Origin of the sequence: Pararoseomonas sp. SCSIO 73927, from assembly GCF_037040815.1 — a bacterium.
Lineage (GTDB): Bacteria > Pseudomonadota > Alphaproteobacteria > Acetobacterales > Acetobacteraceae > Roseomonas.
Window position 1 is genome coordinate 416,815 of record NZ_CP146232.1, and the last position, 15,151, is coordinate 431,965.

The window sequence follows — 15,151 nt, forward strand, 5'->3', positions numbered from 1 at the left end:
TTACGGGGAACCGGGAAAGCGCCGGCTGAGGAAGGCGGAGCCGCGCAGGCCGAAGCGCCACGGCGTCTCCACGCCCCGCGTGATCCCGATGCGCGGGCCGCTCACGACGGGGACACTCTCGCCCCGGGCGAGGACCGAGAAGGGCGGGGCGTCCAGCGGAAGGCCGTCCAGGGCGCCCGTCACGCCGAGGGCCTGGCACAGGCGGCCCGGGCCGCTGCACAGCAGCCGCGGCGCCGCCATGCCCCGCCGCCGTTCCATCGCCTCGATGCCGGCGGCCGGCTCCAACGCCCGGATGAGGACCGCGCTGCCGCGCGGCTCCGTGCCGCAGACGAGGTTGAGGCACCAGTGCAGGCCGTAGGACCGGTAGACGTAGGCGTGGCCGGGCGGCTCGAACATCGCGGCGTTGCGCGCCGTCCTCCCGGCATAGCTGTGCGATGCCGGGTCCTCGTGGTCGTAGGCCTCCGTCTCGACAACGGGCCCGCCGGCGCCATCCACCAGCAGCGTGACGCCGATCAGGTCCCGCGCCACCTCGGCGGCAGGGCGGGCGAAGAAGGCACGGGGGATAGGGGCCAAGCCCAGCCTACTGCCCGGCCTGCAATGGGCCGGAGAAGGCCGGCGCGACCGGGTGCGCGCGCTCGACGGCGCCGCGACGGAGCCGCAGGGGAAGGCGGGCCGGGCGGGCGGGCCAGACCGTCATCCCCGTCCGCTGGAACAGGGCGGTGCCGCCCCTGCCCTGGCCACCGGAAAGGCCCGTAGTCAGTCCCTTGGGCATCCCCATGCTGCGCCCGGCGGCCCGCCCCGCGGCCCGCATGCTCTCCGGCGTCTCGGGCGTGTTCAGGTCGATGAGCAGGTCGAGCGGGATCCTGCCGGCCGGCAGCGCGGGCACCGCCCGGTCGCAGGCCAGCCGGTTGAGGATCAGGGCGCCGACGGTCCGTGCCGCCTCCCGCTCGGCCATCGGCGACGGCCAGTGCGGGTGGTGGCCCACGAAGACGGCGACGGCCTCGTCCCAGGCCTGCACCTTGGAAACCCCGCGTTCCACCAGGGCATGGTAGCGCTGGCCGGCCGAGCGCGCGGCCAGCACGTCCATGTCGAGGGACGGGGCGGTGGTGTCGTGAAGGTGGCTCATGAAGAGGAGCTTAAGCCAAACAAGAACAAAACAGGAATACGATTCGGAGGGGGCCATCGGGCGGGGGCGCGAAAGGTTCAGCTCACCCCAAGGCGCCGCAGCCCGCCGGTGGCCGAGAAGAGGGCGAGGAGGACGAAGAGCGACCCGGCGGCCAGGCCGACCGGCGGCAGGCCGATCCAGGCCACGGCATCCCCCGCGACCGCCGATCCCGCCACATCCCCCATGTTCAGCGCCGCCATGAACAGGGCGAAGCGCGTGGCGGCGGCAGGGCCGAGGCTGGCCCGCATCACGGCGGGGGCGAGGGCGACGAAGAGCAGGGCCGGCAGCACGGTGGAGAGGCCGAGGGCGAGCGGCCCGGCCAGGGCCGCCCAGCGCGGCTCCGGTACCAGCAGCAGCGCGCCCGCGAGGAGATGGGCGCCGCCGCAGAGGCCGAGCAGCGCCGCCAGCGCCCGCTTCGGCCCTGCCCGGTCCGTCCACCAGCCGATGGCCAGCGCCCCGACCGTGCCGGTGACGAGTCCCATCCCGGCCTGGAAGCGCGAGAGCGCCTCCGCCTCCCATCCCCGGGCCTGGATCAGCTCCACGCCCAGCGGCAGGCGGAAGATCGCGGCGGCGAAGTCGGTGGCGAAGCAGAAGGCCAGCAGCAGCGGCGTGGCGCCGCCCCGCAGGCTGGCGAGGAGGCGGCGCAAAAGGGTTCCGAACCCCTCCCCCGCCGCCGCCCGCGCGGGATCGCGGCGCAGGGAGAGCCGTGCATCGCCCGCGCCCTCCCTCACGAGGAACTGGAGGGCGAGCACCAGCCCGCCGAAGCCGAGCAGCACGAGGGCCGAGGCGTGCAGCCCGTGCGCGGGCAGCATCCAGGCGAAGAGCGCCGCCCCGGCGGCCCCGCCGGTCACGAACCCCGTGCGGGTCACGGCATTGGCCGTGCCCAGCCTTTCCGGCGGCACGTTGTCGATGATCATGCCGTCCGTCGCCGTGTCGTTCAGCGCGGCGAGGGCGCCCTGCAGCAGGAAGACGGCGCTGATGGCGGGCAGCGCCGCCGCCCCTGCCTCCTCCACCAGCAGCAGCCGCGACAGCGCCAGGAGCGAGGCGGTGAGCGCTGCCAGCACCCAGAAGCGCCGCCGGCCCATGGCAGAGCCGCCATAGCGGTCCACCACCGGCCCCCAGAGGGGCTGCAGGATCCAGGGCAGCCCGACCGTGGCGACATGGGCGCCGATCTCCCCGGTGGTGGCACCCAGGGAGGCGAAGTGGTTGGGCACCGCCGTCAGCGCGAAGCCCGCCACCAGCCCCTGATGCGCGTAGAGCGCGGCGATGAGGGCGTAGCGCCAGCCCGGCGCGGCGATCAGCGGCCCGGTCGGCGAACCGGTCGGCGAACCGGGGCCTGCTTCAGCCCTCATCCGGCCTGGCAGTCAGCACGCAGAAGGGAATGGACAGCACCAGCCCGGCCACGACGGGAAGCCCGACCAGCACGGCGAAGGGGGAACCCGATGCGAGCAGCAGCCCGAGGATCACCAGCCCCGTCAGGGTGTGCGGCCAGAGGAAGGCGGCGGCTTCCCGCCAGGGAATGCGCCGCTCCGCCCGGCTCTGTGCCGGCCAGCCCGCCCGCGAGAGGCCGAGGGCGTGGGAGAGGACGACGGCCGTGTTGTGGAAGGCGATGATCGGGTCGAAGAGCAGGAGGAAGAGGCTCTCCGACACCGCGAGGCGGAGATAGGCCAGGCGCCCCCCGGGCGCCGCGCGCAGCAGCGCCGCGACGTGCCCGGCCAGCCGCGGCGTGTGCAGCGCCGCGTAGCCGAGGAGGAGCAGCGCCACCAGCGGCCCGCGCGGCGTCCCCCCCGCGTCGAAGGCCGCGTTCAGCGCGGCGAGCGGCAGCATGGCGAACCAGAGCGGGGCGAGGAGGTAGTGCAGGATCGCCTGGAACATCTGGAACCGCCCCACCCGGCTCAGCGAGCGGTCCCGCAGCAGGTGCCGGTACTGCAGGTTCCCCGCCGCCCAGCGCTGGTCCCGCACGAGGAAGGCGAGGAGGTGCGGCGGGGCGGATTCCAGCGATCCTCCTGCCCCGTCCCTGATGTCCGGCAGCACGCGCACGCCCCAGCCCGCCGCGTGCAGCCGCGCCGCCTCCACATGATCGTGGGAGAGGATGTGGGACCCGTCCGGCAGCGGCCCGAGGCGGCAATGGGTGCGGAAGGGCCGGATGCGGATGGCGGCGTTGTGGCCCCAGAACGGCCCCTCGTCGCCCTGCCACCAGCCCTGGCCGAGCGTCCAGGTCTGCCCGCCCGCGCGGTGGCCGGCGTTGAACAGACGGCCGAAGGGGGCGGCGGCCGGGCGGCCGGCGATGGGGGATTGCAGCAGGCCCAGCCGCGGCTCCGCCTGCATCGCGCGCACCAGGCGCAGGACGGAATCCGGCGACATCTCGGAATCCGCGTCCAGCAGCACCATCAGGTCGAAGCCCTCGGCGTGGTGGTCCAGGAAGTCCATCACGTTGCCGGCCTTGTAGCCCGTGTTCTCCGCACGGCGGCGGTAGAGCACGGCGCCCTCCGGCCGGCCGGCGGCGAAGGACGCCACCGCCGCCTCCTCCGCCGCGGCATGGGCAGGGTCCGTGGTGTCGGAGAGGAATGCGAGGGCAAAGCGGTCACCCCATGGCGCCAGCCCGTCCATCAGCCGCGTGAGGGGCGGCAGGACCTCCTCCATCGCCTCGTCGCGCACGCAGACGGCGATGACGGTGCGAAGCGTGACCGGCCCCTCGGGCTCCGGTGCCGCCCCGCCGCCCAGCCGGACGATCAGGCCGACCGTGCCGGTAGCCGCGGCCAGGGCGATCCAGGGCAGGTTCGCGACGAGGCAGGCGAGGAGCAGCACCTCCCACACCGACCATCCACCCGGGGCCAGCACGCCGATCCCGAGCGAGAGCAGGACCGCGGCGATGCCGACCGCGAGGCCGGCGAAGACCATGCGGCGCCGTCGCCGGGCGGCGTGCCGGGCGGCCTCGTGCCGCGCGCTCAAGGCTCCATTCTCACGCGTGGGCGCGCGCCGCGCGCTGGCGCGGGGCGGCGGGGCGCCCTTCCCAGGCCAGGGCGTCGGCGACGATCCGGTCCAGGCTGTCGTGCAGGGGGCGCCAGCCCAGGATCCGGCGCACCCCCTCTGCCACCGCGACCACGGCCGGCGGGTCGCCGGGGCGGCGCGGGGCGATGCGGTGCGGCACGGGGCGCCCGGCCGCGCGCTCCACCGCGCGCAGCACGGCCAGCACGGAGTGGCCGCGGCCATAGCCGCAGTTCAGCGTCAGGCTCTCCCCGCCATCCACCAGGTACCGCAGCGCCGCGACATGCGCGGTGGCGAGATCGGCGACGTGGACGTAGTCCCGCACCCCCGTGCCATCGGGCGTGTCGTAGTCGTTCCCGAACACCGTCACGGCCTCGCGCCGGCCCAGGGCCGCGTCGCAGGCCACCGCGATCAGGTGCGTGGCGCCGGGGCGGCGGCGGCCCGTGCGCCCGGCGGGATCGGCCCCCGCCACGTTGAAGTAGCGCAGCGCGACGTAGGCGATGCCGTGCGCCGCCGCCGCGTCCGCGACCAGCCGCTCCGCCGCCAGCTTGCTCGCGCCGTAGGGGTTGATAGGGCGGCAGGGCGCGTCCTCCTGCACCGGCAGCGCGTCGGGGATGCCGTACACCGCGGCGGTGGAGGAGAAGACGAGGCGCCGCACCCCGGCCTCCACGCAGCCCTCCAGCAGGCCCAGCGTGCCGGCGAGGTTGTTGCGCCAGTAGGCCAGGGGCTGCGCCACGCTCTCCGGCACCACCAGGGAGGCGGCGAAATGCATCACCGCCTCCGCCCGGTGCGCGCGCAGGGTGCGGGCGACGAGATCGGCATCCGCCACGCTCCCCACCACCAGGGGCACGCCGGGCGGCACCGCGTCCCGCAACCCGGTGGAGAGGTCGTCCAGCACCACCGGGGCGTAGCCGGAATCCTGCAGCGCGAGGACGGCCTGGCTGCCGATATAGCCGGCCCCGCCGGTGACGAGCACGGCCGTCATGCGCGCCCCCCGCCCAGCAGCGCCGCCGCGGCCTCCAGCGTCTCCGCGATGCGCGCGGGCACGGCGGGGCTGGTGCAGACATAGGTGGGGCTGGGATGCGGCATGGTCAGCACGGGCAGGTCCGGGCGGGCGGCGCGCAGCACGGGCTCGGCGGCCGCCGCGAAGCGCCCGGCCAGGACCGCGACGCGCAGCCTCGGCATCGTCTCCAGCAGCGGCGGCACCCATTCCAGCCCGGCGCGCAGCTCCGCCGCGCGGGGGGCACGGTTCAGGGCGCCCGGCTCGTGGATGATCCAGGGCACGGCGTTCCAGATCAGCATGTCCTGCCGGTCGATCCGTGCGGCATCCAGGAAGCGGCGCAGGTTCGCGCCGGTACCGCCGGACTTGTCGCGGGAGACGATGGCGTTCTCGTGCGAGAGGCGCGGGCCGGGGGTCTCGAGCAGGAGGAGAAGCCGCGCCTCCGCGCCGCCGTCCAGCGGGTCGGGCTCCGGCACGGGGCGGCCGGTGGCCTCGCGGATGCGCTCGGCCAGGGCGCGGATGGGGGCGGTGTGCGGGGCATCGCGCAGCAGGGCATGGCGCGCGGCGAGTTCCACAGGATTGGAGAGGGCGCCCGCATGGGGGCCGCGCCGCCCGGCAGCCATCACGCGGCCCTCACCAGCACCGGCGCCTCACCCTGGAGGCGCGCGCGCTCCCGGCCATCCGTCGCGGCCAGGGCGCGGGCCAGCCCGTCCGGGCCGCCGAACTGGTAGCCGAGCTGGGTGGCGTAGGCCGCGCAGGCCGCGTGCTTGGCGGCGGGATCGGTGGGCAGGTCGGTCTCGGGGAAGCCGGCCATCATCGCCTCGAACGGACGGCGCGGCGTGTCGGCGCGGGTGATGTAGGGAAAGTCCCGCCACCACAGGATCGGCGCGCGCGGGTCGAGCAGCTGGATCGCGCGCACGGTCAGCACGTGGTCCACATGCCCGCCGATCGCCTGGGGCGCGAGGATCAGGTCCGGCCTCATCTCCCGCAGCAGGGGCGCGATGGCGTCATGGGCCTGGAGATGCGCCATGTCGTCGGAGCGCGGGGCGGCGAAGAGCTCGGCGGCGGCGTGATAGCCGCGGTGCGGCGCCTCGGAGAGCGGCAGGTGGACGGCGCGGGCGCCGAGCGCGGCGCAAGCGTCTAGGTCCTCCGCCCGGCGGATCGCCATGTAGTCGGCCTCGGGCGGCAGGCCCTTGTCGGTTTGGCAGGCCAGGGCGAAGCCTTGCGGGTTCGCCACCGTGGCAGTGAAGATCGTGGCCACCACCACATCCCACCCCTCCCCCGCCATCCGCGCCAGAACGCCGCCGGCCGAGAAGGCCGCGTCGTCCAGGTGCGGGGAGAGGGCGAGGGCGAGAGGCATCAGAGCAGGTGCGGCGCCGCGCGGAAGCGGCACTCGGCCACTGGCAGGACGGGATCGAAGGCGGTGTCGGGCGCGGTGCCCCGCACCTCCTCGTAGATCCCCATGATCTGCCGGCCGACGGCATCCCAGGAATAGGTGCGGCGGCACTCCTCCAGCGCATTCCCCGCCAGGCGCGCGCGGAGGGGCGCGTCCGTGATGATGCGCCGCAGGTTCTCCGCCAGGGCCGGCACGTCGCCGGGCTGGGAGAGGAGGCCGTTCTCCTCATGCCGCAGGCAGTCCCGCACGCCGACCGCATCGCAGGAAACGCTGGCGAGCCCGCTCGCCATCGCCTCCAGCACGGTGTTGGAAAAGCCCTCGGCATAGGTGGGAGAGACGAAGACGTCCGCCTCCCGGTACAGCGCCGGGGCTGCATCGTAATCGGCGTAGCCGGAGAAGCGCGTGCCCAGCCCCAGCTCCGCGTCCCGCGCCACGCAGGCGTCGAGATCGGGGCCGATGCCGCTGATCGTTGCGGCGAAGGGCACGCCCTGCTCGCGCAGCATTGCCAGCGCGTCCAGGAAGTCGAGCGCGCCTTTCCGGCGATCCACGCGGCCGTGATAGAACAGGCGTACGGGATCGGCGGCCACCCCCGGCACGTAGCCCGGGGCGGGATGGAAGCGCTCCACCTCCACCGCGCCGGGCACGATGGTGAAGCGGTCGCGCGAGACGCCCAGGCGCTCCACCACCTCCTGCGCGAAGCTGTCGCAGCCGATCAGCAGCCGGTCGGCGTGGTTCAGCACGCGCAGCATCGCCTGCCGGTGCGTTTCGCAGCAGGAGCCGACCCAGTGCCCGTCGCCGCCTTGGATGGAGACCACGGTGGGCACGCCGATCTTCTGCGCCGCCAGCAGCACGGACCAGCCATTGGGATAGCCGTACTGCGCGTGCAGCACGTCGAAGGGCTCTCGCGCGTGCTCGGCCAGGATCGTCTGAACCATGTCGTCCACGTCGCGCTCGAAATCCGCGCCGCCGGGTTCGGCGAAGGCCTCCTCGCCGAGGGAGCGGCGGCCGATCACGCGCACGCCCGGCACCTCCGGCGGCGGGCCGCCGCCATAGACCTTCGTGCCCGCGGGATCGCCGCGGTACTGGCTGACCATCGTCACGTCGTGCCCCGCCGCGACGAGCTCGCGCAGCAGGTTCACGGCGTAGACGCTCATTCCCGATATCGCCGGAAAGAATCGGCGGGAGAGGAAGAGGACCCTCACGCGGCCCTCGCGCCACGGGCGTTCCGCAGCCACCCCAGGGATTGCGGGATCATCGTGTCCGCCCGGTGGCTCTCGCGGGAGAGCTCCACGCAGACGAGGCGCCGGAACCCGATCCCATCCAGCGCATCCAGGCAGGCCGGGATGTCCATGTCGCCTTCCCCGAAGGGCAGGTGGATATGGACGCCGCGCGCCATGTCCTCGATCGCCACGGTGCCGATATGCGGGGCGAACTCCCGCACGGCGGCCGCCGGATCGCGCTCCCCCGTCACCAGCAAGTGGCCGAGGTCCAGCGCCAGCGTCAGGCCGGGAAGGTCCAGGGCGGACCAGTCATCCACCGTCTCCACCAACATCCCCGGCTCCGGCTCCAGCGCCGCCGTCACGCCGCGGGATTGGGCGTGCTCCAGCATCCGCGCCACGCCCTCGCGCAGCCAAGCCTTCGCCTGCTCCCGCTCCACGCCCGGGCGCGGCACGCCGGCCCAGAAGGAGACCGCCTCAGCCCCCAGGATGGCGCCGATATCGGTCGCGCGGTTCAGGAAGGCCACGCGGCGGTCCCGGCCCTCCTGCGAAGGCGTCAGCAGCGTCGGCTCATGCTTCGCGCGCGGGTCCAGCAGGTAGCGCGCCCCCGTCTCGATCACGCAGCCGAGCTTTCGGGCGGAGAGGTCGCGCGCCAGCGCCTCCGCGCGCCGCTCCCACCCCTCCTCCATCGGGTCGAGGTGGTGGTGGTCCAGCGTCAGCGCCACGCCGTCGTAGCCGGCATCGGCGATGATCGCGATGGCATCCGCCAGGCGATGGTTGGCTGCGCCATTGGTGTTGTAGGCGAAGCGGAGCGTCATGCCGGCACCGCCTCTCCCCGCCGCGCCGCGAGGGCGAGCTGGGCGGAGAAGGTCCCGCTCTCCCGATACAACGGGTAGAGCGTGCCGACGATCTCATCCGCCAGGGTCGCGTTGAACCAGGCGGGCCCACCGGCGCGCGCCTCGTCCTCAGGCCGCAGCAGCACGCGCTTCGCGCCCTCGCGCGGCGCGTCGAGGACCAGCGGGTCCTGCCGGTCCCGCAGCCGGCGCACGCCGCGCCAACCGATGCGGTGATAGCTCATCGTCTCGCTCTCGAGCCCCGGCACGATCACCTTCGCCACGCGGATCGCGTGGTCGGGCGGGGAGAGATCGACGACCAGCGCCTCCAGCCCCTCCGCCGCGAGGCGATCGGTCAGCAGCGCCAGCCGGTCCTTCGAGTTCGCCACCGCCGAGGCCGGCACGGTGGGCAGGGAGGAGAAGGGGCGGTGGCTGCGGGCGGAAAGGACGCTGTTTGCCAACCGCGCGCGCAGAACGGAGGCGTCCTTGTCCATCCACTCCACCATCGCCTCCAGGGCGCGGTTCTCCTCCTCCTCGTACACCGCCACGCCGATCTGCCGCTCCACGTAGTCGGCGGGCAGGGCCTGGCGCAGCAGGGGGATGGGGCCGTGGGTGGCCGCCTTGCGGGCGCGGGAGCCGCAGAACTCCAGCAATGCCTTGCGCAGCGTCCGCTCGCGATCCGGGCTCACCGCCTCGCCGCAGGAGGTGATCTGGATGGGCGCGACCGGCTGCCCGCGGTCGTCGCCCACCACGTAGAGGTTCGCCATGCCGAAATCGGTGGCCGCCAGCTTCACCATGACGTCGATACCGAGCGACTTCAGGTGGTCCAGCAGCCCCTGCACCGGCGCGTCCGGCACCGTGTCCATCTCCACCACAGCGCCCTGGTCCAGCGCGCGGTAGGAGACGACGTTCCCGTCGCGCTGCAGCGCCTCCATGATGCCGTGGGCGATGGCGTGCTCCATGTCGAAGCCCGCGCCCAGGCCGTTGGTGATGGGCGTGATCAGCCGCGGCGCCTCGCCGAGCTGGTAGGGGTAGGCGGCCACCCACTCGCGCGGCACCAGCACCGTCTCGCCCGAAGGCCAGCGCTGCGCCTCCACCCAGGCCAGCTCCGTCTCCGGCGTGTAGTCGCAGCCGGCGGGCAGGCAGAGGGTGAGCGGATCGGCCACGGCGCGGGTGCGGGAGAGCTCGGCGTAGCTGCCGGTCACGCGCGGCAGCGCCTTGATCGCCGCGCCGCAGTGCACCTCCTCGCAGAGCTCGCCCAACGCGCCGACCTCCGCCTCCACCTCGGTGAAGCCGTAGCCGTAGCCCGTGGTGGCCGGCTCGTTGTCCAGGATCAGGTTGGCCTGCACCACGGGGATGCCGGTGCGGTCCAGGTGGTCGATGCGGAAGATCGTGATGTTCGCGCCTTTCGGCATGGTCGCGCGGAAGGCGTCCGCGACCCGGCGCAGCTCGTCGCTCATGCAGTCCTCTCCCCCGCACGCCGGCGGAGTTCTTCCATTGGGATATGGCGCACGCCGGGCGGCCCGCGCAGCTGGTCGTCCAGCACGGCCAGCGCGATCTCGCGCGTGATGCCGCGCGCGTGCTCGAAGGGCGTGCAGACCGTGTCGAACTCCACCGCCCCGATCACGTCGCGGTACTTCCGCACCTCGCCCGGGGAGAGCGGGATATCCTTGTGGAAGGCCTTGTGGGTGGAGACGGCGAGGTTCTCGCCATCCGCGCCCTGATCCACCTTGAAGGCGTCGCCGCAGAACAGCGTGTTGCGCGCCGCGTCGTGCAGCACCGCTTGGCCCTCGTAGTGCCCGCCCACATGCATCAGCACCTGGCCCGGCCGCAGCTCCAGCGCCTCGTCGTAGGGCCAGGTGACGCGGAAGGCCTTGGTCATCCGCAGGTCGTCCTTCTGGATGGCCATCACCTCCGGCTGGAACACGTCCTGCAACTGCCACAGCGCGCCGTAGCCGTGGCAGTGGCTGGCCGCGAGATAGCGGATGCCGCCCAGGCGGCGGATCTCCTCCAGCATGTCCGGGGTGTAGTAGGGCGCGGCCTCGAAGGCGGTGTTCCCGTCCTCGTGCAGCAGCAGCCAGCCCGTACCGTTCAGCCCGAAGCCCGGGCTGGTGTTGAAGGCCACCATGTCGCGGTCCAGGCGTTTCCAGGAGCCGGTGAGGCGCGCCGCAACCTCCTCCTCTCGCAGGAACTGCCAGCCGTCATGCGGCAGGTCGTTGCGCGTGTCCTCGCAGACCGGGCAGCCGCGCGGCTCGAAGTGCTTCTGCCAAAAACCGCAATTGGCGCAGGCCCAGGGTGTCAGCGGCATGCCGGATCCTCTGCATAGGCCCGGTGCAGCAGGCGCATCGTGTGCAGGTCGCGCGCCGCGCTGAATTCCGCGCGGTCGCCGGTGGAGAGCGCGCGGCCGAAGGCGGCCATCTGGCGCGCGAAGGGCGAGGCATCCGCCTCCGGCACCTCCAACGGCGCGCTGCGCCCCGCCGCGTCCGTGTGCGTCACGCGTCCCCCGGCATCCTGGCCCATCGTGTTCTCCGCCAGGATCTGGCCCGCGCTGCCCAGCACCTCCAGCCGGCGGCGCGGCAGCGCGTCCGGGCAGTTGTAGGCGACGTGCAGCTGCACCAGCACGCCGCCCGAGGTGCGGCCGATCAGCAGCGCGCCGTCGTCCACCGCGTAGGATTGCACGCGGCGCTGGGTCAGCGCCGCGATGGTCTCGATCGGCTCGCCCAGCAGGTACTCCGCCAGGTCCAGCCCGTGTGGCGCCAGATCCATCAGCGCTCCGCCCCCGGCGCGGGCGGGATCGGCGCGCCAGTTGTCGCCCTCCCCCGTCACCGTCCAGTCCGCGCCCAGCCAGCAGGCGTAGGCGATGCGGATGGCGGTGGGCGTGCCAATCAGGCCGCCCCGCAACGCCGCGCGAACCGCCCCGTGCGCGGGATGGTGGCGCTGGTCGAAGGCGGTGCCGTAGAGGATGCCCGCGCCCTCGACCGCCGCGACCATCGCCTCGGCGTCCTCCAGCGTCGCGGCCATCGGCTTCTCGCACAGCACTGCCTTGCCGGCGGCGGCGATGGCCTCTACCGCCGCGCGGTGCAGGTGGTTCGGCGTGGCGACGTAGATCGCTTCCACCTCCGGTTCGGCCAGCATCGTGGCCAGGCCTTCATGCAGGGCGGCGGCGGGATGCGCGGTCCGCGCTGCATCCCGCGCGGCCGGGGTGGGATCGCAGACCGCGCGCACCGCATGGCCGGCGGCGAGGATGGCGGGCGCGGCGTAGTCCCGCGCCACCCAGCCGTAGCCGACGATGCCCCAGCCGATGCTTCGGGCGGGAAGCGGCGCCTCCGGCATCACCAGCGCTCCGGCAGGTCGAGCAGTTCCCGCCGCATCGCCCACTCGGCCGTGGTCGCACCGGAGATCGCGTTCTCCGGTGCTGTCGGGCGGGCGGGGTAGGTGGCGCGCGGCCCGTACTCGCGCTCGTAGCGCTCGGACGGCCAGGCGATGGCATCGCCGCGGTAGAGAGGGTTCCGGCGCAGCGCCGCCCCGTCCGGCGGCAGGGCGAGGGCACCGCTGATCGGGCGCACCGGCGCCAGGCCGGGGCCGGCGACGACCGAGAAGGCTTCCACGCCGGTCAGCGCGCCCGGCGGGGCCGCGTGCGGTGCGCGGCGCTCCACGGCGGCGCGCGTCAGCTCCGCGTCGTCGTAAACGGTCCCGTCGGGGAAAAGCGCGGCGAGTTCCTCCGCCGTCACCGCCGAACCGGCGGAGAGGTTCGGCCACTCGCGATTGTGGATGTGCCCGACCGCCAGCCAGCCATCGCCCGCCAGGCGCCGCAGCCGCTTCAGGATCGGTCCCTTGGGTTCCAGGAAGTAGAAGGCGTCGTGGCAGGCCACGAGGTCGAAGCGGCGCTCGTCTGCCAGCGGCCAGGGCGAGACGGAGGCGTCCAGGCAAACCAGCTCCGCCTCCGGCGCCACCCAGTGGCGCGCCACCCAGAGCTTGGCGAAGACCACGTCCGCCCCGGCGGCCGCCACACCGCGCTGCGACAGGGCGCGCAGGTACTGCCCGATGCCGCAGGCGAGTTCGAAGGCCGTGCGCGGGGCCGTCCAGTGCGCTTCCATCAGCGCGAGGCCGGCCAAGAAGGTCGGGTCGCTCCAGCGATGCGCGAAGTAGTCGCCCACCGGCCCCCAGGCGAGATGCGCCATCGCCTCGCGCAGGCTCAGCCGCGAACGGTCCTGCACCAGCGCGCGTAGCGCGGCCTCGTCCGCCGTCGGCCCGCGCCACCAATCGTCCTGATCGGCCAGCAACAGTACCAGCGCACCGTCCCGGTCACCCGCATCAAGCCGCGCCAGCGCCTCCTCGGCGAGTTCGGGGCGGGAGGCGCGGGCAAAGGCGATGCCGTCGATCACCGGCCAGCGCCGGCCCGCCGCGTCGCGCAGCGAATGGGCCGTGTCCGGCGTCACGCGAGGAGCCCGACCCCAGCCAGCAGCCGGTCCTGGAAGCCCCGCACGGGCCCGGCATGGACCAGCTCCATGTCGTGCAGCACGTAGTGCATCGTCGCCTTGCCCGCGCGCAGGTGCTGCTCGATCTGCAGCACGCGGTCCAGCGTGTCGGCGGCGTGGAAGCTGCGGCCTTCCGGCGTCTCCGCGTCGGGCAGGATGGCGCGGGCCTCTCGCACCGTCTCGGCGAGGCTGGGCGGCAGCTCCGCCAGTGCAATGTCCGTCGCGCGCGCGAAGGCGGGCTCCAGGTGCTCGCCCAGCAGGACCTCTCCCGCGAAGCCGGAATCCGGGATCAGCGCGTTGTGCAGATGGTGCGCCAGGGAGGCCAGGAACACCTCCTCTGCCCGCGCGCCGTAGTGGGGCGAGAGGATCACGCCGTACACGGCCGTGACGAGGCAGTGCTCCGCGTGGTTCTCCGGCGGCTCCAGCAGCAGGCGCGGCTTGCCCGGGCAGGTCACGCCCGCGCGGGGCTGCCGGGCCAGCCTCGCCACGAAGGGCGGCGCCGTGCCGGCCGCGAGAACCGGCGCGCCGCGCAGCCCGGCCAGGGCGGCCGTCGGCAGTTCCTCGGCCGCCTCGTCCACCGCGCGGTCGATGATGGCCTGCGCCTCGGCGCCCTCCACTCCGATCGCGGAGAGCACGCCGCGGTCGATGTCGCCCAGCCGCGTGGCCGCCAGCGCGGCCGCGGTGGTGGCCCGCATCACGGCCCCCACCTCCTGCTCCGCCACCAGCGCACCCCAGGCGGAGGCGAAGAGGCGCTCAGCGATCGAGCCCTCATGCGCGGCGGAGCGGATGCGCTTCAGCTCACCGAGTTCGCGGAACGGTCCGAGGAGCCGCGCCGGCGGCGTTTCCGCCCCCGGCGCGATCCCGTCATTCACTGGTTGAAGCCCTGCGGCGCCCCCAGCCAGTCCATCAGCATCGTCTCCTGCGCGTGGAAGGCGTGCTCCGGCGCGTGGCCGTTGGCGACCATCGGCGCCTTGAAGAAGATCGAGAGCTGCTCCTGCACGCCGCCGTCGCCGCGCTGCTGCGCCAGGTCCAGCACGCGGGCGATCTCCAGCGCCAGCGGCGCCGCGAGCACGCTGTCCTTGCAGAGGAAGTTCACCTTGATCTGCATCTTGTGGCCGAGGAAGCCGGAGACATCGATGTTGTCCCAGGCCTCCTTGTCGTCGCCGCGCGGCCGGTAGTAGCGGATGTCCACCACATGGTCCTCGACGTGGTAGCCGAGGATGCTGTCCAGCACGTTTCCCTTGGTGTCCAGCTTGGAGGCCAGGCTGCCGGGATCGCGCAGCGCCTCGCCGTCGCGGTTACCGAGGATGTTCGTGCTGAACCAGCCATCCACGTGCAGCGCGCGCGACCGCAGCGCGGGGGCCAGCACCGTCTTCATCATGGTCTGGCCGGTCTTGCCGTCCTTGCCCGCGATGGGAACATTGCGCTGCTTCGCGAACTGCTTTAGCGCCGGCGCGTCCGCCGCGAGGGAGGGCGTAAAGTTTCCGTACGGCACGCCGCTCTCGATGGCCGCGTAGGCGTAAAGCATCGCCGGGCCGATGGAGGGGTCGTTGCTGTCCAGCGCGCGCTCGAAGGCGTCCAGCGAGTTCAGCGCCTCGTCGTCGCCCGGCGTGCGCTCGGTTGAGGCGAGGTTGATCATCACGATGCCGTCCGCCTCGCTCCGCTCGCGGAACCGGCGCAGGTCGTCGGAGATCGCCTTGATGGCGGCGCGGTGGCCGGCGGCCTCGTGCTTGTTCGCGCCGTCCACGCCGCGGCAGAAGGCACCGCTGCCGACCGCGGGCCAGGGCTTGATGGCGGAGAGCGCCTCGCCCGTCTCGGCGATCTGCGCGTCGTTCAGCACGCGGTGATGGCTCGCGGCGGCGGCCAGATCAGACCCGTCCAGGTCCCAGCCGCCGAAGGTCATGTCGCGGTAGTCGACGAGACCGGGAACGGACACATCCGCCAGTGGCAGACCCTCCAGGCGGTTCGCACCGCGCCGGATCACCTCGATCCCCGCCACCGCCGTGGTCGCGACGGCGCCGCCGAGTCCCACCACTGCGACGCCCAACCTGCGCCCAGCACCCGTCATAGACAT

15 protein-coding genes are annotated in these 15,151 nt (G+C 73.6%); all 15 read right to left on the bottom strand.

Translation table 11 applies throughout. The features are described from left to right. Positions 1-573: a DNA-3-methyladenine glycosylase gene (locus tag VQH23_RS02025; protein ID WP_338663947.1), complete on the bottom strand. Its 573-nt coding sequence runs from the start codon at positions 571-573 to the stop codon at positions 1-3. A 7-nt stretch (positions 574-580) separates the two neighbouring features. Then, on the bottom strand, positions 581-1,126 hold the full coding sequence (locus VQH23_RS02030) for a hypothetical protein (RefSeq protein ID WP_338663949.1): 546 nt from the start codon (positions 1,124-1,126) through the stop codon (positions 581-583). A 77-nt stretch (positions 1,127-1,203) separates the two neighbouring features. Further along, positions 1,204-2,517: an MFS transporter gene (locus tag VQH23_RS02035; protein ID WP_338663950.1), complete on the bottom strand. Its 1,314-nt coding sequence runs from the start codon at positions 2,515-2,517 to the stop codon at positions 1,204-1,206. Further along, positions 2,507-4,117, bottom strand: a complete 1,611-nt coding sequence (mdoH, locus tag VQH23_RS02040; RefSeq protein WP_338663951.1) for a glucans biosynthesis glucosyltransferase MdoH — start codon at positions 4,115-4,117, stop codon at positions 2,507-2,509. The genes VQH23_RS02035 and mdoH overlap by 11 nt, the downstream gene beginning before the upstream one ends. A 10-nt stretch (positions 4,118-4,127) precedes the next feature. After that, positions 4,128-5,138 (bottom strand): UDP-glucose 4-epimerase GalE, encoded by a 1,011-nt coding sequence (gene galE, locus VQH23_RS02045; RefSeq protein ID WP_338663952.1) that lies wholly within the window; start codon positions 5,136-5,138, stop codon positions 4,128-4,130. Then, positions 5,135-5,776 carry a uracil-DNA glycosylase gene (locus VQH23_RS02050; RefSeq protein ID WP_338663953.1) on the bottom strand — a complete coding sequence of 214 codons (642 nt, stop codon included), beginning with the start codon at positions 5,774-5,776 and terminating at the stop codon, positions 5,135-5,137. The genes galE and VQH23_RS02050 overlap by 4 nt, the downstream gene beginning before the upstream one ends. After that, on the bottom strand, positions 5,776-6,513 hold the full coding sequence (locus VQH23_RS02055) for a PIG-L family deacetylase (protein ID WP_338663954.1): 738 nt from the start codon (positions 6,511-6,513) through the stop codon (positions 5,776-5,778). Before VQH23_RS02055 ends, VQH23_RS02050 begins: the two co-directional genes overlap by 1 nt. Beyond that, positions 6,513-7,703, bottom strand: a complete 1,191-nt coding sequence (locus tag VQH23_RS02060) for a glycosyltransferase family 4 protein (protein ID WP_338663955.1) — start codon at positions 7,701-7,703, stop codon at positions 6,513-6,515. The genes VQH23_RS02055 and VQH23_RS02060 overlap by 1 nt, the downstream gene beginning before the upstream one ends. Before the next feature lie 44 nt (positions 7,704-7,747). Further along, complete coding sequence (locus VQH23_RS02065; protein WP_338663956.1) at positions 7,748-8,584, bottom strand: sugar phosphate isomerase/epimerase family protein; 837 nt, start codon at positions 8,582-8,584, stop codon at positions 7,748-7,750. Then, positions 8,581-10,059, bottom strand: a complete 1,479-nt coding sequence (locus VQH23_RS02070; protein ID WP_338663957.1) for a YcaO-like family protein — start codon at positions 10,057-10,059, stop codon at positions 8,581-8,583. The genes VQH23_RS02065 and VQH23_RS02070 overlap by 4 nt, the downstream gene beginning before the upstream one ends. Next, positions 10,056-10,907 (bottom strand): MBL fold metallo-hydrolase, encoded by an 852-nt coding sequence (locus VQH23_RS02075; RefSeq protein WP_338663958.1) that lies wholly within the window; start codon positions 10,905-10,907, stop codon positions 10,056-10,058. Before VQH23_RS02075 ends, VQH23_RS02070 begins: the two co-directional genes overlap by 4 nt. Beyond that, entirely contained in the window at positions 10,898-11,932 is a 1,035-nt protein-coding gene (locus VQH23_RS02080; protein ID WP_338663959.1) for a Gfo/Idh/MocA family oxidoreductase, read from the bottom strand. Before VQH23_RS02080 ends, VQH23_RS02075 begins: the two co-directional genes overlap by 10 nt. Beyond that, complete coding sequence (locus VQH23_RS02085) at positions 11,932-13,038, bottom strand: methyltransferase domain-containing protein (protein ID WP_338663960.1); 1,107 nt, start codon at positions 13,036-13,038, stop codon at positions 11,932-11,934. Before VQH23_RS02085 ends, VQH23_RS02080 begins: the two co-directional genes overlap by 1 nt. Continuing rightward, positions 13,035-13,949 carry an HD domain-containing protein gene (locus VQH23_RS02090; RefSeq protein WP_338663961.1) on the bottom strand — a complete coding sequence of 305 codons (915 nt, stop codon included), beginning with the start codon at positions 13,947-13,949 and terminating at the stop codon, positions 13,035-13,037. The genes VQH23_RS02085 and VQH23_RS02090 overlap by 4 nt, the downstream gene beginning before the upstream one ends. After that, positions 13,946-15,109, bottom strand: coding sequence for an inositol-3-phosphate synthase (locus VQH23_RS02095; protein WP_338663962.1), 1,164 nt, complete (start codon positions 15,107-15,109; stop codon positions 13,946-13,948). Before VQH23_RS02095 ends, VQH23_RS02090 begins: the two co-directional genes overlap by 4 nt. Between the last annotated feature and the right edge of the window lie 42 nt (positions 15,110-15,151).

Excerpts from the sequence above, each read along its gene's own strand:
- VQH23_RS02060 (WP_338663955.1), bottom strand. The coding sequence starts at position 7,703 with ATGAGCGTCTACGCCGTGAACCTGCTGCGCGAGCTCGTCGCGGCGGGG.
- VQH23_RS02035 (WP_338663950.1), bottom strand. The coding sequence starts at position 2,517 with ATGAGGGCTGAAGCAGGCCCCGGTTCGCCGACCGGTTCGCCGACCGGG.
- VQH23_RS02075 (WP_338663958.1), bottom strand. The coding sequence starts at position 10,907 with ATGCCGCTGACACCCTGGGCCTGCGCCAATTGCGGTTTTTGGCAGAAG.
- VQH23_RS02070 (WP_338663957.1), bottom strand. The coding sequence starts at position 10,059 with ATGAGCGACGAGCTGCGCCGGGTCGCGGACGCCTTCCGCGCGACCATG.
- VQH23_RS02055 (WP_338663954.1), bottom strand. The coding sequence starts at position 6,513 with ATGCCTCTCGCCCTCGCCCTCTCCCCGCACCTGGACGACGCGGCCTTC.
- VQH23_RS02030 (WP_338663949.1), bottom strand. The coding sequence starts at position 1,126 with ATGAGCCACCTTCACGACACCACCGCCCCGTCCCTCGACATGGACGTG.
- VQH23_RS02080 (WP_338663959.1), bottom strand. The coding sequence starts at position 11,932 with ATGCCGGAGGCGCCGCTTCCCGCCCGAAGCATCGGCTGGGGCATCGTC.
- VQH23_RS02065 (WP_338663956.1), bottom strand. The coding sequence starts at position 8,584 with ATGACGCTCCGCTTCGCCTACAACACCAATGGCGCAGCCAACCATCGC.
- VQH23_RS02050 (WP_338663953.1), bottom strand. The coding sequence starts at position 5,776 with ATGGCTGCCGGGCGGCGCGGCCCCCATGCGGGCGCCCTCTCCAATCCT.
- galE (WP_338663952.1), bottom strand. The coding sequence starts at position 5,138 with ATGACGGCCGTGCTCGTCACCGGCGGGGCCGGCTATATCGGCAGCCAG.